Annotated in this window: 17 protein-coding genes; 12 read left to right on the forward strand and 5 right to left on the reverse strand. The window is 60.7% G+C overall.

The features are described 5' to 3' along the window. Positions 1-113 precede the first annotated feature (113 nt). Positions 114-401: a hypothetical protein gene (locus tag ND528_RS09105; protein ID WP_263470408.1), complete on the forward strand. Its 288-nt coding sequence runs from the start codon at positions 114-116 to the stop codon at positions 399-401. A 156-nt stretch (positions 402-557) separates the two neighbouring features. On the opposite strand, the gene ND528_RS09110 is transcribed toward ND528_RS09105, so the two are convergent. Continuing rightward, on the reverse strand, positions 558-998 hold the full coding sequence (locus ND528_RS09110) for a carboxymuconolactone decarboxylase family protein (RefSeq protein ID WP_263470158.1): 441 nt from the start codon (positions 996-998) through the stop codon (positions 558-560). Positions 999-1,365: 367 nt separating this feature from the next. On the opposite strand from ND528_RS09110, the gene pdxR reads away from it, so the two are divergent. From pdxR to ND528_RS09130, 4 genes are all read left to right on the forward strand, one after another. Beyond that, on the forward strand, positions 1,366-2,799 hold the full coding sequence (gene pdxR / locus ND528_RS09115) for a MocR-like pyridoxine biosynthesis transcription factor PdxR (protein ID WP_263470159.1): 1,434 nt from the start codon (positions 1,366-1,368) through the stop codon (positions 2,797-2,799). A 123-nt stretch (positions 2,800-2,922) separates the two neighbouring features. Next, the gene (locus ND528_RS09120) at positions 2,923-3,216 is read left to right on the forward strand and encodes a putative quinol monooxygenase (RefSeq protein ID WP_016774982.1); all 294 of its coding nucleotides are present in this window, start codon (positions 2,923-2,925) and stop codon (positions 3,214-3,216) included. Between the two features lie 229 nt (positions 3,217-3,445). After that, the gene (locus tag ND528_RS09125) at positions 3,446-3,847 is read left to right on the forward strand and encodes a cupin domain-containing protein (protein WP_262139927.1); all 402 of its coding nucleotides are present in this window, start codon (positions 3,446-3,448) and stop codon (positions 3,845-3,847) included. Positions 3,848-4,064: 217 nt separating this feature from the next. Beyond that, positions 4,065-4,778, forward strand: a complete 714-nt coding sequence (locus tag ND528_RS09130; protein ID WP_263470160.1) for an ATPase — start codon at positions 4,065-4,067, stop codon at positions 4,776-4,778. 164 nt (positions 4,779-4,942) lie between these two features. On the opposite strand, the gene ND528_RS09135 is transcribed toward ND528_RS09130, so the two are convergent. Beyond that, a complete protein-coding gene (locus ND528_RS09135; protein WP_263470161.1) occupies positions 4,943-9,838 on the reverse strand; it encodes an NAD-glutamate dehydrogenase in 4,896 nt (1,631 codons plus the stop codon). Positions 9,839-10,317: 479 nt separating this feature from the next. Continuing rightward, on the reverse strand, positions 10,318-11,712 hold the full coding sequence (locus ND528_RS09140; RefSeq protein WP_263470162.1) for a hypothetical protein: 1,395 nt from the start codon (positions 11,710-11,712) through the stop codon (positions 10,318-10,320). 292 nt (positions 11,713-12,004) lie between these two features. Here ND528_RS09140 and ND528_RS09145 point away from each other — a divergent pair, with 292 nt between their 5' ends. The 7 genes from ND528_RS09145 (at position 12,005) to ND528_RS09175 (ending at position 19,520) form a co-directional block, all read left to right on the forward strand. Beyond that, positions 12,005-12,358, forward strand: coding sequence for a hypothetical protein (locus ND528_RS09145; RefSeq protein WP_016774987.1), 354 nt, complete (start codon positions 12,005-12,007; stop codon positions 12,356-12,358). A 325-nt stretch (positions 12,359-12,683) separates the two neighbouring features. Beyond that, the gene (locus ND528_RS09150) at positions 12,684-13,643 is read left to right on the forward strand and encodes an AAA family ATPase (protein ID WP_007913915.1); all 960 of its coding nucleotides are present in this window, start codon (positions 12,684-12,686) and stop codon (positions 13,641-13,643) included. A 5-nt stretch (positions 13,644-13,648) separates the two neighbouring features. Further along, positions 13,649-14,593 (forward strand): DUF58 domain-containing protein, encoded by a 945-nt coding sequence (locus ND528_RS09155; RefSeq protein ID WP_016774988.1) that lies wholly within the window; start codon positions 13,649-13,651, stop codon positions 14,591-14,593. Then, entirely contained in the window at positions 14,590-15,087 is a 498-nt protein-coding gene (locus ND528_RS09160) for a DUF4381 domain-containing protein (RefSeq protein WP_042606790.1), read from the forward strand. Before ND528_RS09155 ends, ND528_RS09160 begins: the two co-directional genes overlap by 4 nt. Then, the gene (locus ND528_RS09165) at positions 15,080-16,159 is read left to right on the forward strand and encodes a vWA domain-containing protein (protein ID WP_122610882.1); all 1,080 of its coding nucleotides are present in this window, start codon (positions 15,080-15,082) and stop codon (positions 16,157-16,159) included. Before ND528_RS09160 ends, ND528_RS09165 begins: the two co-directional genes overlap by 8 nt. Continuing rightward, positions 16,156-17,892 carry a vWA domain-containing protein gene (locus ND528_RS09170; RefSeq protein ID WP_263470163.1) on the forward strand — a complete coding sequence of 579 codons (1,737 nt, stop codon included), beginning with the start codon at positions 16,156-16,158 and terminating at the stop codon, positions 17,890-17,892. Before ND528_RS09165 ends, ND528_RS09170 begins: the two co-directional genes overlap by 4 nt. Next, positions 17,889-19,520, forward strand: a complete 1,632-nt coding sequence (locus tag ND528_RS09175; RefSeq protein ID WP_263470164.1) for a BatD family protein — start codon at positions 17,889-17,891, stop codon at positions 19,518-19,520. Before ND528_RS09170 ends, ND528_RS09175 begins: the two co-directional genes overlap by 4 nt. Positions 19,521-19,975: 455 nt before the next feature. Here ND528_RS09175 and ND528_RS09180 read toward each other — a convergent pair whose 3' ends face one another. After that, the gene (locus tag ND528_RS09180) at positions 19,976-20,389 is read right to left on the reverse strand and encodes a CdiA C-terminal domain-containing protein (protein WP_153227182.1); all 414 of its coding nucleotides are present in this window, start codon (positions 20,387-20,389) and stop codon (positions 19,976-19,978) included. A 405-nt stretch (positions 20,390-20,794) separates the two neighbouring features. Next, positions 20,795-21,250, reverse strand: a complete 456-nt coding sequence (locus tag ND528_RS09185; RefSeq protein ID WP_137214984.1) for a hypothetical protein — start codon at positions 21,248-21,250, stop codon at positions 20,795-20,797. Positions 21,251-21,262 lie beyond the last annotated feature (12 nt).

Raw genomic sequence — 21,262 nt, forward strand, 5'->3', positions numbered from 1 at the left:
TATGACGGGCAGTGCAAAAAAACCATCACGGGTTTTGCGCCGCGCTTGCACTAGACTCAAACCCAGAGCGGCCCAATCGGGCGGGCCAGGAGGCGGACATGAAAACGCGGTGGATGTGGGTCTTGCTGATGACGGTGGGCGCGGCGCAGGCGGAGGAGCCGCTGGGCTGTGTCGAGGTCACGGTCGGCGGTTACAAGGCGCCGAATTACGATTGCCTGAGCCAACAGATGGGCAACAATCCCGACGGCGCGGCGGCGGCGCAGAAGAACATGGAAGCGTTGAATATGCCGGTGCACAAGCGACCGCCGAATCAGGTAGGGCTGGCTACACCGGCGGCGACCAGTACGCGGATGGGCAATACGTTTGGCACATCAGTGAAACCGCAGCGGCCGGCGCAGTGAAGGACTGATCGTTCCCACGCTCCTGCGTGGGAATGCAGCCCGGGACGCTCTGCGTCCCATTGGAACGCGGAGCGTCCCTTGAGGCATTCCCACGCGAAGCGTGGGAACGATCGGCGTGTACCTCTTCTTTCTCTCGTTTTGTTTTTACGACGCAACTCAATCACTCGGGGTCTGGCGGAAGCTGACGGCCAGGCGATTCCAGCTATTGATCGTGCTGACCGCAACCGTCAAGTCCACCAGTTCGCCTTCGTCAAATTGCTCGCGCGCCTGTTGGTAAACGTCATCCGGCACGTGGCTTTCGGCCAACAGCGTCACCGCCTCGGCCCAGGCCAGCGCCGCGCGTTCGCGGGGGTTGAAGAAGTTGCTGTCGCGCCACACCGCGATCGCGTAAAGGCGCCGATCGCTCTCCCCGGCTCGCCGCGCGTCCACCGAATGCATGTCAGTGCAGAATGCGCAGCCGTTGAGCTGCGAGGCGCGGATTCTGATCAATTGCAGCAGCGGCGCTTCGATACTCAGGTTGGCGGTCAGCGCCTCCATAGCAAGCATCGCTTTCATCGCCTTGGGCGACGCGCTGTAGTAATCCAGACGCAGGGACATGGCGCGGCTCTCGGCAGGCGGAATGATGAGTTCACGGTACGGGCTGTGCAGGCTGTGTTACAGCCCCAATTCCACGAATTTCGGCTACACCACTGCCACCCTACCTTTACGCGCTGATCGTTCCCACGCGCAGCAAAGGAATGCAGCCATGGACGCTCCGCGTCCACTGTGACGCAGAGCGTCACGAGAGGCGTTACCACGCGGAGCGTGGGAACGATCAGGTAACTGACCCGCCGCTTTCGCGAGCAAGCTCGCTCCCACAGGGACTTGCGCCAATTTGCGGTTTTTACTCCACGCAACTACTGCCAAAAGCCCAACAACGCTAATCTGACCGACACTTCACTCAACACCCGGGAGCCTCGTCGGTATGGAACTTCATGTCGTGATCAACGGCCGCAAGGATCTCGCCGGTCAGTTGTATCAGCAGTTGCGCGGGGCGATTGAATCCGGGCGGTTGGCGGCGGGTACGCAGTTGCCGCCGAGCCGCTTGCTGGCCGAGCAATTGGGCATCTCGCGCAAGACCATTTCCGACACCTATGCGCAGCTGACCTACGAAAATTTCCTCACCGGGGTGATTGGCAAAGGCACCTATGTCAACGCCCGCCCGGCGCAGGTGCAGCGCAAGCAGAGCCACACCGAGCTGGCCAGTGCCGAGGTGATCGAGAGCTGGCGCAATCTGCCGGTGTTCCTCCGTCATCCGACGCTGGAAGGTTCGCTGCGCTACGACTTCATCGGTGGCGCCACCAGCAAAGGCCAGTTCCCGCACGACGACTGGCGCCGCTGCGTCGCCCATGCGATGCGGCAGATGGCGCAGTCGAAAGGTTTCTACAGCGTCGCCGAAGGCTTGCCGGCGCTGCGCAATGCGATCGCCCGGCACATCGCCTTTTCTCGCGGCATCAACTGTCAGGACGAGGACATCGTCGTATGCAACGGCGCGCAACAAGCGCTGGACCTGATTGCTCGCGTACTGACCCGCCCCGGCAGTCTGGTGGCGATGGAAGATCCGGGGTATCCACCCGCGCGCTTGCTGTTCGGCACGCACGGCGCCGAGGTTGTCGGGGTGCCGGTGGATGCCGAGGGTATTCAGGTCGAGCATATTCCCGATGGCACGAGGCTCATTTACGTCACTCCCTCGCACCAGTTTCCGCTGGGCATGGCCATGAGTCAGGCGCGCCGCGAGGGCCTGCTCGCCCGTGCCCATGAACTGGGCGCGATCATCATCGAGGATGATTACGACAGCGAATTCCGCTACGAGGGCCGGCCCACCGATTCGCTGTACAACCTCGATCAGCGCGGTATCGTCGCCTACGTCGGCACCTTCTCGAAAACCTTGCTGCCGGAGTTGCGCCTGGGCTACGCGATCCTGCCGCCGTCGATCATCGAGGCGGTCATTCGCGCCAAGCAGTTGACCGATCTGCACGCATCGACCTTGCCGCAATGGGCGCTGGCCAAGTTCATCGCCGAAGGTTGCCTGCTCAAGCACATCCGCCGCTGCCACACGATCTACGCGCAACGTCGCGAGCGGATTCTCGAGCGGATGGCCACCGACCTTGCGCCATGGCTGCAAGCCGTGCCGGCCAGTGCCGGGTTTCACATGGCGGTGTTCTGCAAGGTGCCGATCGATTTGCCGTTGGTCATCGAGTTGGCAAAAAAGGTCGAGGTCGGTCTCTATGCGATCAGTGGTTTCTACTACCAGCAGCCGGCGAAAGAAGGCCTGTATTTCGGCTTCGGCGCCATCGAAACCCTGGACATCGACATTGCCCTCGATCGCCTGCGCGACATCCTCGAACAGCTGTCATGAGCCGTTGGTATAAGGCTTTTACCGCCGATTGGTTATTGGTGATTCACGGCGGCAGGCCTATTCTGCACAGGCGTTATCCCTCAGTGAGCAGGATTCGTCCGGCCTGATTCAGGAGTGTGAGCAATGTCCAACGAAGTGATCAACACGGTTGAGGTCAAGGCGGTTGCGGGCCGCTCGGAAGAGCTTGGCAAGCAATTGCAGAAGATCGTCGACACCCTGCGCGAAACCCCGGGCTGCGATTCCTACCTGGTCGACCGCTGCCCCGAGGACAGCCACCGCTGGACGGTCAGCGCGCGCTGGCAGTCGGAAGCGGCGATGCAGGCGCATTTCAACCGGCCCGAGGCGCAGGGGTTTATCGACCTGATCGATAGCCGCCTGGCCAATAGTGTGGATTTCAACAGCTTTCCCATCGTCTGAACCGGCCTCTTCGCGAGCAAGCTCGCTCCCACAGGGTTATTTGTTGTTCACAAGACGGATGAGCAACCGCAGAACCTGTGGGAGCGAGCTTGCTCGCGAAGGCGATTTGCGCCGCACCGAAATCCTTCCGAGGCCAATTGGTCACCTGATCTTCGCGAATATTGGCCGTTTGAACCGGCCACATTGCGGCCTACTGTGAGCACACCCCAACCATCACAGGTAACCCGCCATGAAAGCCCTGCACCTCGTCGCCGCCGCCCTCGCCTTCAGCCTGTCCGCTTCGGCAATGGCTCACGACCCGTCCGAGAAAATCACCGTCCTGCAGGAACAACTGCTGAAAAACGCCCCCGGCAAGAAAGCCATGATGATCGAAGTCGACTACCAGCCCGGGCAATCCTCGATCGCGCACAAACACGAAGGTACGGCGATGGCTTACGTACTGGACGGCGAGGTGATTTCACAGGTCAAGGGCGAAAAAGCGATCACTTACAAGAAGGGCCAGTTCTGGTACGAGCCGGCCGGTTCCGAGCATCTGGTGTCGAAAAACGCCAGTTCGACCAAGCCGGCCAAGTTACTGGTGTTCATGGTCCTGGCCCCGGATGAGCAGGTGCTGATCCCGCTGGAAAACTGATGGCTGCCTGATCAGCCATAAACGAAGGGCGCGAATCGAACATTTGCGCCTTTTTTATTGCGCGGCGGCATTAAGTGCGAACGCTTAAAGCCAATAAAACTAACCGCGCAAAGGTTATTCAGCCAACGGTCAGGCCGGCAGGTTTAACCTGAATATCCGCCGATATCTTCGGCCCGTGCACACTCATCGACAGACCTTGTTTCACGGGAGAAACACCATGAAACCTGCGCTTCCCGCCCTGCTGGCGATCTCCGTTTTGCTGCTCTCTGCCTGCTCTGTTCCCACTGCCCCGCAAGCGGTGTCATCCCTCGACACGCTCCTGCCGCACCCGACCGGTCGCAGCAGTGCTACTCAGGTCAACAGCGGTCCCGGCGTCTCGCTGGGGGTGATTTACAGCCCCGGCACCCAGGCCAATCGCCAATACTTGCGCGAGTATCAGGCCAAGGCCGGCACCGGTTTTGGTCAGAGCCTGCTGGTGCAACCGATCCACGACGCCTACGTCGCCAGCTCCAGCCCGGATCGCGCGGTGGAGTGGGTCAACGCTTCGCTGCAACGCCAGTTCGGCTCGGTGACGGTGTACCCGGACATGCAAAGCCTGCGCGCGGCCAGGCCGGATGTGGTGGCGATCATCGATACCCACAGCCAGTTGATCACCTCGCGCAGCTCGGATATCCGCGCGGATGTCAGTGCCGATTTTTACGATGCGCAATTGAACTACATCGGCACGGCGAAGGGCTCGCAGGCTAGGGAGCTGACGCCGGTGTGGGCGGACTTCAAGCGCTCGGAAGAGATCGTCGCGGATATCAATCAGCAGGAGGAATTGCAGCTGGCGGCGTTGCGCGAGTTTGACCGTTCGCTGAGTAATCTGGTTGTGCGGCCGGGGGAGAAAGTGTCGATGCTCGAGGGTAAACCAGCTCAAAAGTTGTATTGAATGAAAATACCTCTTCGCGAGCAGGCTCGCTCCCACATTTGGAATGCGAATCCCTGTGGGAGCGAGCCTGCTCGCGAAGGCGCCAGACCAGACACCACAAAAACCCTCAGGCATAAAAAAGCCCCGCCTCTTTCAAGAGCGGGGCTTCTTCATTCAGCCACTACTTACGCCAGTTCAAGCTCGGCATTCGCAGTGATCGCAGGCACGATCGCTTGCCCGCTCAACGCCAGATCAAGCAGTTCACGGTTGGCCACCGCGTACATGGCGTAGTCCGTACCGCTCGCAGCACGGATTTCCACCAGCATGGCGCGCCAGCGTTCGATCATGCTTTCGTGCTGGGCCATCCACAGCGCCAGGCGTGCTTCCACGTCCTGGGAACCGTCGCCCTGTTGCAGGACGGAGATGGTGATCGCCCGTTGCTGCCAGTCGACGTCATCACGGAACGCTTCACGGGCCAGAGCCTGCCAGTTGTTTTCCACCGGCAGCGCGCTGATCTGTTGCAGGTACCAAGTGATGTCCAGCGCAGAGCCGACGGCGAAGTAAGCCTTGGCCACTTCGGCCGGGTCCTGCCCGGTGACGTCGGCGGCTTCGATGATCGGCAGCAGCGTGTACAGGTGCGAGGTGCCCGCAACCATACGCGCCAGCAATTCCGGCACACCGGCTTCGACGTACGCCTGATAGCGCGACTGCCAGTTCTCGCGGATTTCGCCGCTGAGCAGTTCGTCGAGTTTCAGGCCCAGCTCTTTCAGGTGCGGACCGAAATGCGCGACGTCACGGGCAGCGTTCTGCTCGTTGCGGCGGGCACGCAGGAACCAGCGCGTGGCGCGACGGCCCAGACGCATCAGCTCGTCCATCAGTTCCAGCTGCACGTCAGCGGAAACCTGATAGTCCAGCGCTTCGATCTGACGGAACCAGTGCGGGAGGTGGAAGATGTCGCGCACGATCACGTAAGCGCCAGCCACGTTTGCAGGGCTCATGCCGGTCGACTCTTTGAGTCGCTGCACGAAGGTGATGCCCATGTGGTTGACCAGATCGTTGGCGATCTGGGTGCTGACGATCTCGCGCTTCAGACGATGGCGACGCATGGCTTCGGAGAACTTGCTGACCAGGGTCGGCGGGAACGCCGTTTCCATGTCGCGGGTCAGGTAATCGTCGTCCGGCACCAGCGAGCCCAGCAACTGCTCTTTCAGGTCGATCTTGCTGTAGGAAATCAGCACCGACAGCTCAGGACGGGTCAGGCCGTGGCCCTCAGCGACGCGCTCGGTCAGTTGCTCTTCAGTCGGCAGGAACTCGATGGCACGGTCCAGCTTGCCACGGCCTTCCAGATCGCTCATCAGACGCTTGTACTCAGCGATGCGCGCGTAGGCACGGCGCGCCGCCAGGGACAGGGCCTGAGTCTGCTTGTAGTTGTTGCCCAGCACCAGATTGCCGACTTCGTCGGTCATGCTCGCCAGCAACTGGTTGCGTTGCTTGTCGGTCATGTCACCGGCCTGAACCACTTCGTTCAGCAGGATCTTGATGTTCACTTCGTGGTCGGAGCAGTCCACGCCGCCGGCGTTGTCGATGAAGTCGGTGTTGGAGCCGCCGCCATTCAAGCCGAATTCCACACGACCCAGTTGGGTCATGCCGAGGTTACCGCCCTCGCCCACGACTTTGCAGCGCAGCTCGTTACCGTTGACGCGCAGTGCATCGTTGGCCTTGTCGCCGACATCGGCGTGGCTTTCGGTGCTGGCCTTGACGTAGGTGCCGATACCGCCGTTCCACAACAGATCCACCGGCGCCTTGAGCAAGGCATTGAGCAGTTCGGTCGGGGTCAGCTTGTCAGCCTGGATGTCGAAGCGTTCTTTCATCTGCGGCGAGATCGCGATGCTCTTCGCGCTGCGCGAGAAGATACCGCCACCTTCGGACATGATGCTGGTGTCGTAGTCGGTCCAGGCCGAACGCGGCAGGTCGAACAGACGCTGACGCTCGACGAAACTGGTCGCCGGGTTCGGGTTCGGGTCGATGAAGATGTGCATGTGGTTGAACGCAGCGACCAGTTGCAGCTTGTCGGACATCAACAGGCCGTTACCGAACACGTCGCCGGCCATGTCGCCGACGCCAACCACGGTGATGCTGTCTTCCTGAACATTGATGCCGCGCTCGCGGAAGTGGCGCTGTACGCCGACCCACGCGCCTTTGGCGGTGATGCCCATTTTCTTGTGGTCGTAACCGGCCGAACCACCGGACGCAAACGCGTCACCCAGCCAGAAGCCGTAGTCGATAGCGATGCCGTTGGCGATGTCGGAGAAGGTTGCAGTGCCCTTGTCCGCTGCGACCACCAGGTACGGGTCATCGTCGTCATGACGCACGACGTTGACCGGCGGCACCAAGGCGCCGTCCTTCAGGTTGTCGGTGATGTCCAACAGACCGGAAATGAAGATGCGGTAGCAGGCGATGCCCTCGGCCGCGATCTCGTCACGGCTGCCGCCCAGTGGCAGGCGACGCGGAAGGAAGCCGCCCTTCGCACCCACCGGCACGATGACCGAGTTCTTCACTTGCTGGGCTTTTACCAGGCCGAGCACTTCGGTACGGAAGTCCTCTTCACGGTCGGACCAGCGCAGACCACCACGGGCAACGTTGCCGAAGCGCAGGTGCACGCCTTCGACGCGTGGCGAGTAGACGAAGATTTCAAACTTCGGCACTGGCTTCGGCAGCTCAGGGATCGCATGCGGGTTGAACTTGAAGCTGAAGTACGACTTGTTCTGGCCGTTGGCGTCAGTCTGATAGAAGTTGGTACGCAGGGTGGCTTTGATCAGGTCGAGGTAACGACGCAGGATGCGGTCTTCGTTGAGCACCTGAACATCGTCCAGTGCGGTCAGAATCGCTTGTTCCAGACGCAGTTGCTTGTCTTCCAGATCATCGCTGCCGAGCTTGCGCGCCAGGTAGAAACGGGTCTTGAACAACCGGGTCAGCTCGCGAGCGATGTCGGTGTGGTTGTTCAAAGTGCTGGCGATGTAACCGAGATCGAAGCCCAGACGAATCTGCTTCAGGTAACGGGCGTAGGCACGCAGCAGCGCCACGTCGCGCCATGGCAGACCGGCGGTCAGCACCAGGCGGTTGAACGCATCGTTTTCGGCATCGCCGCGCACGATGTGCACGAACGCGTCCTGCAGGGTGTCGTTGAGTTGCTGGATGTCGAGGTCCAGACCTTCAGCGGCGGTGAAGGCGAAATCGTGAATCCAGAATTCGCGGCCGCTGGTGTGGCGCAGGCGATACGGGAATTCACCCAGTACGCGCAGGCCGAGGTTTTCCAGAATCGGCAGGACGTCGGACAGCGCCAGCGGCGTGTCGGCGTGATACAGCTTGCAATGCAGCTCGCGCTGGCCGGAGACCTGACCGAGCGGCTGATAGAAGCTCATCACCAGCGGATTTTTTTCGTTGAGGCTCAGCAGGTGCTGCATGTCGACCACGGCCGAATGCGCGGCAAAACGCTCACGGTAACCGGCCGGGAAGCCTTTCGGGAAGTCGGCCAGCACGTTGGTGCCGTGGGCTTCGCCGAAGCTTTCGACGGTCAGTGCGGCGTAGTCGTCCTGCCAGCTGCGGCAGGCCTGGACCACTTCTTTTTCCAGCAGTACCGGGTCGATGTCGAGGCGGTTCTTCGGATCGACGCGCAGAATCAGCTGCACGCGGGCCAGCACGGATTCCGAGAAGAAGGTCCAGAATTCGCAATCGGAAGCCTTCAGGCGCTCCATCAGCACTTGCTGGATCTTCTGGCGGACTTCGGTGGAATAGATGTCGCGCGGCACGTAGGCCAGGCAGTAGCAGAAACGCCCGTACGGGTCTTTGCGCAGGAACACGCGGATCTTGTTGCGTTCCTGGATCTGCACGATCGACATCACGGTGGTGAACAGTTCGTCGACCGGGGTCTGGAACAGGTCGTCACGCGGCAGCACTTCGAGGACCTGCGCCAGTTCCTTGCCCAGGTGGGCCTTGGACTGGAAGCCAGAGCGGCGCTCGATTTCTTCGACCTTGCGGCGGATGAACGGGATGACCCGCACGCTCTCGCCATACACCGACGAGGTGTACAGGCCCATGAAACGGTGTTCCTTGATGACTTTGCCGTCGGCGTCGATTTCACGGATCGACACATAATCCGGGTAAGCCGGACGGTGTACGCGGCTCGGGTGCGCAGCCTTGGCGAACGACAGCAGGGTCGGTTCGCGCAGGTAGGACACGGCGTAGTCTTCGATGCGCAGGTCTTCGTAGGTCAGGCCGGTGCGCAGCAGTTTGGTCAGGCCGAGGAAGGAGCTCTGGTCGTACTCGATGTGGCCGCCATCGGCCTGGTCGGTGACCACGAACTCTTCGTAGCCGAGGAAGGTGAAGTGGTTGCCCACCAGCCATTCCAGGAAGCTCTTGATTTCGTTCTTTTCGTCGGCATCGACCGGATAGGCGCTGTTGTCGAGCTGGGTGAGGATGTCCTGCACCTTGGCTTTCATCGGCTCGAAGTCAGCGACGGCAACGCGCACTTCACCGAGCACCTGCTCAAGCTCTTTGCTCAGCACATTCAGCTCGGCCGCGTTGGCGCAACGGTCGATTTCCAGGTACATCAGCGATTCGTGCAGCACGCCTTCGCCGGTGCTGCCTTTTGGCAGGACTTCCAGCAATTCGCCCTTGCTGCCACGACGTACGCTGAGCACGGTGGTCTGCAGGGTGTGAATGCTGTAGCCGCGACGGTTCAGCTCGGTACGCACCGAGTCGACCAGAAATGGCAGGTCGTGGTGCAGCACTTCGACCGCGGTGTGGGTCGACTGCCAGCCGTGGCGTTCGTAATCGGGGTTGTAGACACGCACTTGCGGTTGCGCGTGATCGAAGCGCTCAAGCAGGCGCCACGCAGAAAGAGTACAGCCAGCGAGGTCGGAGAGGCGACGTTGAGTCAGCTCGTCCAGGGAAATGATGCCGAAGAATTGTTCAGCGAACAGCGCCACTTGTGGCAGTGCCTGTTCACTGATGTGCTGCGCCAGTGCCGCTTGCAGTTGGTGCTGGAAGTCGGCTTTGCTGGCTGCGGTGAAGAACGCCATCTGTGGTACTCCGCTTAAGCTTGTTATTGATGGAAAGCGTCGCGTGCAACACCCCTTTCGGGGCTGGTGTCGCCCTGTTCCTGATTCTCGGGCAGAGGAAACAGGGAGACAGGTGGGTGAAGCTGGACGGGACACTCAGGTCACATTCACCTTCCATGAATGAGCATCTGCAAAAGCGACTGCCAGCACTGCCGGCAATGCCTTTACGGGTGCTCATCCGTTGCGCAGCTTAATGGGTGCGACAATGTGTCTGCTTGCGGTGCTGCGACATATTCGGTCATTGGCACGTAAATGCAGGGTTTGGCCTGCATCAACACTAGCAGGCGTGCGCCGAAATGCAGGTTCGAAACCCCGGTTTCACGGGACTTTCGTGCCAGGTCGGTCGCCGAAGACGTTACATATCCAGAAACGAAAACGCCCAAGGCCCTGTTATCGACCCTGAGCGTGGCATCCGGTTCAGCGCCAGCGGTTGACGCGGATCAGTCCGGCAGTTCCTCAAAGGCTCTGAATTTGCTCACCGTGGCGCAGTCGTAGCACATCGTCTGCAGGATCTGCTTGTCCATGCTGGCGTCAATGTTGCTCGAATCGCATTCGCGGCAGAACAGGCGCAGATGGCTGAGCAAGTCGCTGTCGAACGCCACGGCGGAAAAGAATTGCGGGACCAGTTCGTCACGCCAGTACATGCCCGGCGATTTGGAAAATCCGGCGCCGCTGTCCTTGAGCACCACGTCGTAGAGCAAGCGCTGCAAGGCCGTTTGCGGTACTCGCGCATCGCGATGGGCGTTCTTGCGCCAGTTGCGCGCGAGCGCGTCCTGCGCCGTGCTCAGCATGTTGCGCGGAATGGTGTTGGAGGCGTGGCTTCGCCCTTTGGAATTGCCGGTGGCATAAAAGTGCGCGGCGTTTCGTACCGCCAAGCGGGCGAAGTAATACAACTGACTCACCGAGAAGTCCTGCAGCAACTGCCCGACCACCTCTTCGGCACGGGCCTCGGCCGTGAAGGCAAAATCCACTTCAGCGGCCAGCACACGGATGTATTGAATGGACGCTTCGCGGGCGAGACTGAAGACCAGCGAATAGATTTCGCTCTTCCAGGCGGCTTTTACGCTGCCCGACAACTCCTGATACAGGACCTGATACAGATTCTCGCGAGTACAGCGCGTTACGCCGTCGAGCGTGACGCTGGGCAGCCAGCGCACCGCGCTGTACTCGCGGATATTGCAGCCCTCGCTGCGATCGAAGGCGTTGATGTCGGAATCGGTGGAAACTGCCAGCACCCCGCCTTCGTGCAGGCTTTTGAGCAACTCTTCACGGGCCTCGAACGTCAGGGCGAGCAGCTCTTCTCTGGATGGCGCATTCAACGGCGCAATCCATTCAACGGTCGCGCCATAACCATCATCCAGCAAAGCGAGCAACGTCAGCTTCTGGACAAATCCCAGATTGGCGTAAGGCACTGCGGGGCATCGCGCGCCATATCGAGCTTCCAATTCCAGGCGATCACGCGTGGCCCGGGCGGCAAGCTGCTGCTGGCGCACCTTGAAACATTCTGTGCAGCTGCAAGTCGTGTGGCGGGTATTGGTGCCGGGAAGGCTTTGCTGGTGCTCACAGCGTACGCATTTGAAGGTACTGCGCAGCGAAAGCGGAGTACCTCTGGCGTGTCGGCGCACCCACATCGGCAGTTTGCAGTAAGGACAACTGAGGTCGGCACTGATAACCGGGGGCAGAACCTTGAGCAGACTGCGCACCGTTGCAGGGATCTGAAATTCCGCCATCAGCGCGGCAGTTTTTTCGCCTTCGAGATAGCGCTTGTAGATTTCCTCGATCTGTTCATCGGACAGGTGGCGGATTTCTTCGGCGCGGTCGAAATATTGGGTCATGGCAAAGTTCCCTTTTTGGGGTTGTCGTAACGCACTCCATTGCGCAAGAGCGGCGAAACTAACGGTAAAAAGGCGGCGATCACAAGCGAAAAATCGCAATTTCGGGTGGATTTTGCACATCCGGTAATTGCCTTACGCTGGCGTCGGATTTTCCCTTCTTGCTACTCGGAACTGGGCGACGGAAATGTCCTGCTTTGCCACTTTTTACCGATGCAGGCAGCGCGAACGAGCAGAGACTGGCAAAATCGCGCCTTCGAACAGATTCATCGCCGCCACTGCCCAGGATTCCCCCATGCAAATGACCACCGCCCTACTGATCGTCAACCCGTGCGACGACGAAGAAGACAACATGGCCATGCTCTGCTGCCACAGCGACAAGGGCGAGATGTTCCTGATGAGCCGTTACCCGGATGAGGATGAGCTGGAGATCACCCTGGATGGCGAGCCTTCGACGCTTGACGGGGTGAAGGTCACGCTGACTTCGAAACTGCTGAAGATCGAGATTGCTGCGGCGGATGCCGATGCGTTGAATGGCGATGATGTGCTGGAGATCAGCTTCAATCCGGATATGGTGGATATGGATGAGGTTGTTGAGACTTTGAAGAATATTCTCGATGGGACCGGGACCTTTATCAGCGAGGTTTGATGTTGACCGGGCTGGCCCTTTCGCGAGCAGGCTCGCTCCCACATTGGAATGCGTACATCAGACCCTGTGGGAGCGAGCCTGCTCGCGAAGAGGCCGGAACTGCCATCCGATAAATTTCCTGCTGACAGGAGATCAAAAGATCGCAGCCTTCGGCAGCTCCTACAGGGGATCGCATTCCAACCGGGAAGCTGCCGAAACCCGCGATCTTTTGCTCTTTTGCACAAAATGCCGTTAGTCGCCGCCCCCCGCGATGGATTAAAGTAACGCCCCCAGCCCCGGCGTTATCCGAACGCCCCGGCCACCCCCTTTCCAGGAACAGTCACCGATGGAACATCGTGAAGCGCTGCTGGCGCTGCGAACCTTTCTTTCAACGCAGATTCTCGGCCAGGAAAAACTCATCGAGCGTTTGCTCATCGCCCTGCTCGCCGACGGCCATATGCTGGTCGAGGGCGCACCCGGTCTGGCCAAGACCAAAGCGATCAAAGAACTCGCCGAGGGCATCGAAGCCCAGTTCCATCGAATTCAGTTCACCCCCGACCTGCTGCCGGCCGACATCACCGGCACCGAAATCTACCGTCCGGAAACCGGCAGTTTCGTCTTCCAGCAAGGGCCGATCTTCCATAACCTGGTGCTGGCCGACGAAATCAACCGCGCGCCGGCCAAGGTGCAATCGGCCTTGCTCGAAGCGATGGCCGAGCGTCAGGTCAGCGTCGGGCGCAGCACTTATGAGCTGTCGCCGCTGTTTCTGGTGATGGCCACGCAGAACCCGATCGAACAGGAAGGCACCTATCCGTTGCCGGAAGCCCAGCTCGACCGTTTCCTCATGCACGTCAAGATCGGCTTCCCCGACGCCGCTGTCGAACGGCGCATCCTCCAGCAGGCCCGTGGCGAGGCGCTGAACGGTGAGACCAAGCCCGAGCGTCGGGTCAGCCAGCAGGCGATCTTCGCCGCGCGCAAGGAAATCCTTGGTTTGTACATGGCCGACGCCGTGGAGGAATACCTGGTGCAACTGGTCATGGCCACGCGCAACCCGGCCAAGTTCGACCCGGAAATGGCCGAGTGGATCGCCTACGGCGCCAGTCCGCGCGGCTCGATCGCCCTCGATCGCTGCGCCCGCGCTCATGCCTGGCTGGCCGGTCGCGATTTCGTCAGCCCGGAAGACATTCAGGCCGTACTGTTCGACGTGTTGCGCCATCGCATCATTCTGTCGTTCGAAGCCGAAGCCGCTGGCATCGATCAGGATCGCGTGGTGCAGCGGATTCTCGACGTCGTCGCCGTCGCTTGACCCCCATGAACGCCGCCCTGCCCTCCGAACCCGGTATCCGCATCAGCCTCGCCGAGCTGATCGAGATGCGTCACCGCGTGCGCGAGGTGCAACTGTTTTCCACGCCGAGTCAGCGCAGCCCGCTGATCGGCCTGCATCACTCGAAATTCCGTGGCCGTGGCGTCGACTTCGACCAAGTGCGGGTGTATCAGGCCGGTGACGACGTGCGCACCATCGACTGGCGCGTCACTGCGCGCACGCAGGAACCGCACACCAAGCTGTTCCACGAAGAGCGCGAGCGGCCGATTTTCATCATGGTCGAGCAAAGCACGCGGCTGTTTTTCGGTTCGGGGCTGATGTTCAAGTCGGTGCTGGCGGCGCAGGTCGCGGCGTTGATCGGCTGGGCCGCACTGGGGCACAACGATCGCGTCGGCGGGCTGGTGTTCGGCGACAACGAACACTACGAAATCAAGCCTCGCCGGAGCAAGCAGAGCCTGCTGCAATTGCTCAACCGTCTGGTCAAGGTCAATCAGTCGCTGCACAGCGAGCGCGAGCCGGATCGCGATGCCTTCGGCGTGGCCCTGCGCCGCGCGCGGGAAGTGCTGCGCCCGGGCAGTCTGGCCATCGTCATTTGCGATGAACGCGCGTTGTCCGACAGCGCCGAACAACAACTGAGTTTGCTGGCGCGGCATTGCGATCTGCTGATGCTGCCGCTGTCCGATCCGCTCGATCACGCGCTGCCCGCCGCCGGCCTGCTGCGCTTCGCCGAACGTGGCGCGCAGTTGGAAATCGACACGCTGAACTTCGACCTGCGCCAGACCTACCGCGCCCAGGCCGAAGCGCGCATCGCTCGCTGGGAATTGCTCGCACAAAAGCTGCGGGTGTTGCTGATGCCGTTGAGCACGCAGAGCGAAATGGTCGAGCAGATGCGCGAGTTCCTGAATCCGCAGCGTCCGGGGAAAGGTCGATGAACGGCCTCGAACAACTGCAACCGCTGATCTCGCCGCCGCCGATCGCCTTCTGGCCACCGGCGCCGGGCTGGTGGCTGCTGCTTCTGCTGTTGCCGCTGCTGGGTTTTGCCGTGTGGAAGCTGCGCCGCTTCATCCCGATGAAAAAACGCCCGGTGGTACGCGCCGAGCAGCCGCTGGACCCGGTACGCATCGCCGCGCTCGCCGAACTGGCGCAAATGCCCAAGCCTTACGACGGCGCCCCGGCCGGCGCTTGGCTGCAACAACTCAACGGCCTGCTGAAACGCCTGTGCCGCAACCACTATCCGTACAGCCAGAGCCACACCCTCAACGGCCGCAAATGGCTGGCCTTCCTCGATAACCGCTGCCCCGCTGCCGGCCTGACGCGCTGGATGGTGCTGGTCGAAGGCGCGTACAAGCCGGAATGCAAACTCGACGACAAAGCCATCGCCGGCCTGACCCAAGCGGTCGACACGTGGATTCGCAAACATGTTTGAGTTCGCCTGGCCTTGGATCTTCGTGCTGTTGCCGCTGCCGTGGTTGATGCGTCTCGTCCTGCCGGTGGCCGACAGCGGCGAGCCGGCGCTGAAAGTCAGTTTCCTCGCCGACCTCGAAGGCCTCGCCCGCCGCCGCGCCCGCGCCAACTTGCCGGCCTGGCGGCAGCAGGCGCCGTTTATCTTGCTGTGGCTGATCCTGCTGATCGCCGCCGCGCGCCCGCAATGGCTTGGCGAACCGCTGCCAATCGCTGCCAGTGGCCGCGATCTGTTGGTAGCGGTCGACGTTTCCGGTTCGATGGATTTTCCAGACATGCAGTGGCAGGACGAAGAAGTCAGTCGCCTGTCGCTGGTGCAGCATTTGCTCGGTGATTTCCTCGAAAGCCGCGACGGCGACCGCGTTGGTTTGATCCTGTTTGGCAGTCAGGCCTACCTGCAAGCGCCGCTGACCTTTGACCGGCGCACCGTGCGCGTGTGGCTCGACGAAGCGCGGATCGGTATCGCTGGCAAGAACACGGCGATCGGCGATGCCATCGGCCTGGCCCTGAAACGCCTGCGCCTGCGCCCGGCACAAAGTCGCGTGCTGATTCTGGTCACCGACGGCGCCAACAACGGCGGCGAAATCAATCCGCTGACTGCGGCAAAACTGGCCGCCAGCGAAGGCGTCAGAATCTATCCGATCGGCATCGGCGCCAATCCCGAGGACAGCGGCTCGACCGGCCTGCTCGGGGTCAATCCGAGCCTCGATCTGGATGAACCGGCACTCAAGGCCATCGCCGAAATCACCGGCGGCCAGTACTTCCGCGCCCATGACGGCCTGGAGCTGCAAGCGATCAAGGACACCCTCGATCAGCTCGAGCCGGTGACTCAACAACCGACTCAGGCACGCCCGGCGCAAGCCTTGTATCACTGGCCGCTGGCGTTGGCGCTGTGGTTGAGCCTGTTGCTGGTCGTTCGCGAACTGTGGCCGGATAACCCGCTGCAACGCCTGTTTACCAAGCAACTGTATCTGCAAAGTCCGTTGCCGGACTGGCGTCAGCGCTTGCAGCGTTTGCGCCTGCGGAGGCGCCGATGATCGCGCTCTGGCCGCACTGGTTCCGCCCTTGGTGGCTGTTGCTGTTGCCGCTGCTCGGCTGGCTGCTCTGGCAACTCTGGCACCGACAGAAACGCGCCGGTCGCTGGCAGATGATTCTGCCGCCGGCATTCCACGCTGCGCTGCTCAGTGGCGGCAGCGGGCGCCAGAGCAAACTGCCGTGGATCGCCCTTGGCGTGGCGTGGTTGCTGACCATCCTGGCCTTGCTCGGACCGAGCTGGGAGCGCGTCGAACAGACCAGCCAGAAACCCGCCGACCCGCTGGTGGTCGTGCTCGAATTGACCCCGGAAATGCTCGCCACCGACTCGCCACCGACGCGTCTGGAACAGGCGCGGCGCAAGCTATTCGACTTGTTGCAAGCGCGCAGCGATGCGCAGACTGCCATCGTCGTCTATGCCGGCAGCGCGCACACGCTAGTGCCGCTGTCGGATGATCTGGCGACCAGTCGCAATCTGCTTGACGCGCTGAAGCCGTCGCTGATGCCGGAAGCCGGCCACCGCGCCGATCTGGCCGTGGACAAGGCGCTGGCCTTGCTCAAGCAAGGTGCGCTGGGACAGGGACGGATTCTGCTGATCGGTTCGTCGCTCAACGAAGAGGAGCGGCGCGGTATTCGCCGTGCTCTGAATGGCGAGTCGACGCAACTGCTGATGCTCGGCATCGGCACCGCCGAAGGTGCGCCGATCGCCCAGGAGGACGGCAGCTTCCTCAAGGACGAGCAAGGCGCGATCCGCGTGCCGCAACTCGACAGCCCGGGCCTGGCGACTTTCCTCAACAGCGTGGGCGGCGAATATCACCCTGCGCGTCTCGACGAGGCTGATCTTGGCGCCCTCGGTTTGCTCAACGGCCCGCGCAGCCTGCGCGACGACGGGCAGACCGTGCGCCTCGACACGTGGGCCGATCAGGGTTACTGGCTGCTGTTGCCGCTGCTGTTGCTGGCTGCGTGTGCCGGGCGTCGCGGCTGGCTGTTCTGCCTGCCGCTGCTGTGGTGCCTGCCGCAACCGAGCTACGCTTTCGACTTCGAAGACTTGTGGCTGCGCCCCGATCAACAAGGTTTGCACCTGCTCAAGCAGAAACGCCCGGCCGAAGCCGCACAGCATTTTGAAGATCATCAATGGCAAGGGGTGGCGCTGTACGAGGCCGGCGACTACAGTGGCGCCGCTCAGCGTTTTGCCGAGGGCAGCGATGCCCGCGCCCACTACAATCGTGGCAACGCTTTGGCGAAAAGCGGCGAGCTGGAAGCGGCGATCGATGCCTACGAACAGGCGCTGGAACTGCAACCGGATCTGCGTCCGGCGCAGACCAACAAGGCGCTGGTGGAAAACCTGCTGAAGCAGAAAAACGCCCCGCCGCCGCCCGAACCGGACAACCAGCCCAACGAACAAAGTCTGCCCGGCGATGAGCCTTCGCCCACCACCGCGCCCCCTCCGGCGGTGAGCAGTGAAACCCAGAGCGAGGCGCAACCGGCCGAGTCGGCCAGCGAACCGCCGCCGACCGCCCCGCCGCTGCCAGGCCCTCACGAAATCCCCGGTAGCAACGAGGAAGAGGAAACCGACACGGTGCCGACCCTGCGCCCGAGCGAGAACAACCTCGAAGGCGAGCAGCGTCAGGCGCTCGAACAATGGCTGGGCAAGATCCCGGACGACCCGGGCGAACTGCTCAGGCGCAAATTCTGGTACGAACAGCAACAACATCAGGATCAGGAAAACAATCGATGACCCGCTTCACCGCTCTCTTGCTGCCCCTGCTGATCTGCACGGCCACCGCTCAGGCGGCCGAGCTGACCGCCAGCGTGGATCGCAGTCGCCTGAACTCCGGCGAGACGGTCGAGCTCACCCTCGAAACTGACGACGTCACCCAGTTCGGCAAGCCCGATCTGTCGGCGCTGGAAGCGCTGTTCGAAGTGCGCGGCACGCGCCAGGTCAACCAGCTCAACACCCTCAACGGCGACAACCGCGCGACCACACGCTGGATCATCACCCTGCTGCCGAAAGAAAATGGCAGCGTAGTGATTCCGCCGCTGCAACTGGGCGAAGCGCAGAGCCAGCCGATCACCGTGCAGGTGATCGCCAGCGACAACCGCGAAGACAACAACAGCCTCGATCCGGTGTTCATCGAAGCCAGCCTCGATCAGACCAGCGTTTACGTGCAGGCCCAGGCCATACTGACCCTGCGCATTTATCACTCGGTTTCGCTATACGACGACAGCAGCCTGAGCCCGCTGCAAATCGCCGATGCGCGCATCGAACAACTTGGTGACACGCGCACCTACGAAAAAGACATCAATGGCCTGCGCCACGGCGTGATCGAAATGCGCTACGCGATCTATCCGCAACACAGCGGCCTGCTGACGATCGCCCCGCAGACGTTCAGCGCCACGCTGGTCGATACCGCGCCATCGGCAGACGCCTCGGGGCCGAAACCCGGCAAACTGATGCGCGTGAGCTCGGCGTCGATTCCGCTGACGGTCAAACCGAAACCGCTGACCTACCCGGTCGATGCGCCATGGTTGCCGGCGCGCAACCTCAGCCTCAGCGAAAGCTGGAGCCCGGAACCGGACCACACCCAGGTCGGCGATTCCCTGACCCGCAGCTTGACCCTGAAAGTCGAAGGCCTCGCCAGCTCGCAACTGCCAGCCCTGCCCGCCACCGACGTCAACGGCCTGCGCCGCTACCCCGACCAACCGGTGCTGAGCAACCAGAGCAGCGACCGCGGCATCATCGGCAGCCGCGAAGAACGCGAAGCCCTGGTGCCAAGCCGCAGCGGCGCGATCGACCTGCCAACCGTCGACGTGGTCTGGTGGAACACCTTCGAAGACCACCTCGAACACAGCAGCCTGCCCGCACGCGCCCTGCAAGTGGCGAACAACCCGAGCCTACAAATCGACACCCCGGCCGGCACCCTGCAACCGAGCACGCCCGACAACGACACCCTGTGGTGGTGGAAACTCAGCACCCTGATCCTCGCCTGCACCACCCTGCTCGGCTTCGGCCTCTGGTGGCGCGCCCGCTGGCAACCGGCAATCCACCGCGCCGCCCAGACCGGCCCGAGCCCACGCACCCTGCTCGACGACATCAAACGCGCCAGCCAGGCCAACGACCCCCACGCCACCCGCCAGGCACTGGACGCCTGGGCGCGGCAGCAGCCGGAGACACTGGCGGACATGGCGGCGCGGTTTGTGCCGTTGTCGGATGCGTTGGATGGGTTGAACGGCGCGCTGTACAGCGAGACCGGGCAGCATTGGCAGGGTGAGGATTTGTGGCGGGCGATTCGAACTATTCCCGCCGCCGAGCGCGTGCAGGATCCGGTGAGTGAGAGTGGATTGCCGCCGCTTTATCCGAAGTGAAAAGCACAAGATCGCAGCCTTCGGCAGCTCGTACATTTAATCCCTGTAGGAGCTGCCGAAGGCTGCGATCTTTTGATTCTGCTATCGATTAAACGTCACAACTGAAACCTCATCAGTCTCCAGCCCCCCAAATAATCGATAGCTATCCAATTCCCCGCGATGAGCCGTCAGCTGTTCCATCAACGCCTACCGCTGAACACTTTCCTCTTTAACGTATGAAGAGAAAACTCCACCGCCCTCATCTAAATGTAATCGACCACATTTCGAGCAGCGATATACAGTAGAAGCCCCATCATTTATCGCGTCATAAAATCCTTCCTCGGAGAGTCCACGAGTTGAAAGGATGCCACCTGTAGCATCTATCGTAGTCTCTGGAACCAGAGAATACTCGGATTCAGAAGTACCATGGGACAGGTTAATCACATGACCGCAGATACAAGCGAATTTCGACATGACTATCTACCTCCTTGAGGTCGGTTAAAGCGAACAACAGAGCCATCGGCTTTCTGGAAAAATATCGTCTTGATGTTCTGAGCGTTCGACTTACCCCACATACGACCCGCTATCGAAGACATATCCGCTACGGAAATATCTGCCTGAACAATCACACCACTGGCCTGACTCGCTTTCTTTTCGATATTTTTCAGGATGTTTGAAGGATTAAGATTTTGTGGGGTATACACGTCAATCGGGCCTAGTCCTTCGATCATCAAATCAGCAGTACGTTGCCCCTGAATTCCTTGGGATGACGCGGTTGCGAGGAACGTAACATCATAACCCAGACGAGACAGATCCTCCCCGGCCCGAACCTCGTTTGCGTCAGGTATGGCACCTGACTCCGTCGTTATCGTTCCAGGCGTGCTGTACATATTGCCTGGCGATGGGCCTGGATTTACGGCTGGGGACGTAGTGCTCCACCCTTCCCCGTTTTCAATTGTGCTTCCCCCTGTGCTGCTTGGCGAGGAAGGCTCAATGGTATATCCGCCGGCGCTGACAGGATGAAGAACGTCAGTATCGACCACAGGGTAAAACGGGGACAGACTACGTTTTCGGAGCACTTTCTAAACGTGGTCTGTCCCATTATGCTTGCGGGTTACCGCCGCTTTATCCGAAGTAACTTTTACTGTTGAAATCCTGTGGAACAGGATCAATGAATGCATGATCTCTCCGCGAACGTTTGAGAGATCACCGTAAGGCTCGATCAAATTTTAAAGCCAAAAAGGAAAGAGTAGTTTATTTAATCAACCTACCCCCCTCTTCTGCTCTGACATTTTTTAGAATAAATTATTGTAGTCATACATATACTCCTCGTATTCCTCGAGCCCCCATATGTGGCCATCCAGGCGATCGACCATGATGACTCCACCAGTCTTTTTCTCCGTAGCCCCCTTGGAAACCAATACAAATGACCAGAACAACGGAGGATATGGCGTTGGATTTTCCGCACCGACCAGCCCCTGTTCCATCGCATGTGCTTGCGCTATTTGCAACGCAGCCTCAAATGAAATCCGGGCCTCCCGGTACTCAACCGGCACGCTGAAGCACGGTATCTGGCGCCGACGGAAATCGGAGACTACTGCCACCAGCTTAACTCTATTGACACTAATGGATAGGTAACCCGAAAGTTTCGTTCCGTTCTCGCAAACAAACGCCTTATCAAACAATCGAATAACGTTAAGCTGCGATGCATCGACCGCCTCACACAAGTACAAATCACATTTCTTCTGCATGATACTTATTTA

This window comes from Pseudomonas mercuritolerans, assembly GCF_025706525.1.
Taxonomy (GTDB): Bacteria; Pseudomonadota; Gammaproteobacteria; order Pseudomonadales; family Pseudomonadaceae; genus Aquipseudomonas; species Aquipseudomonas mercuritolerans.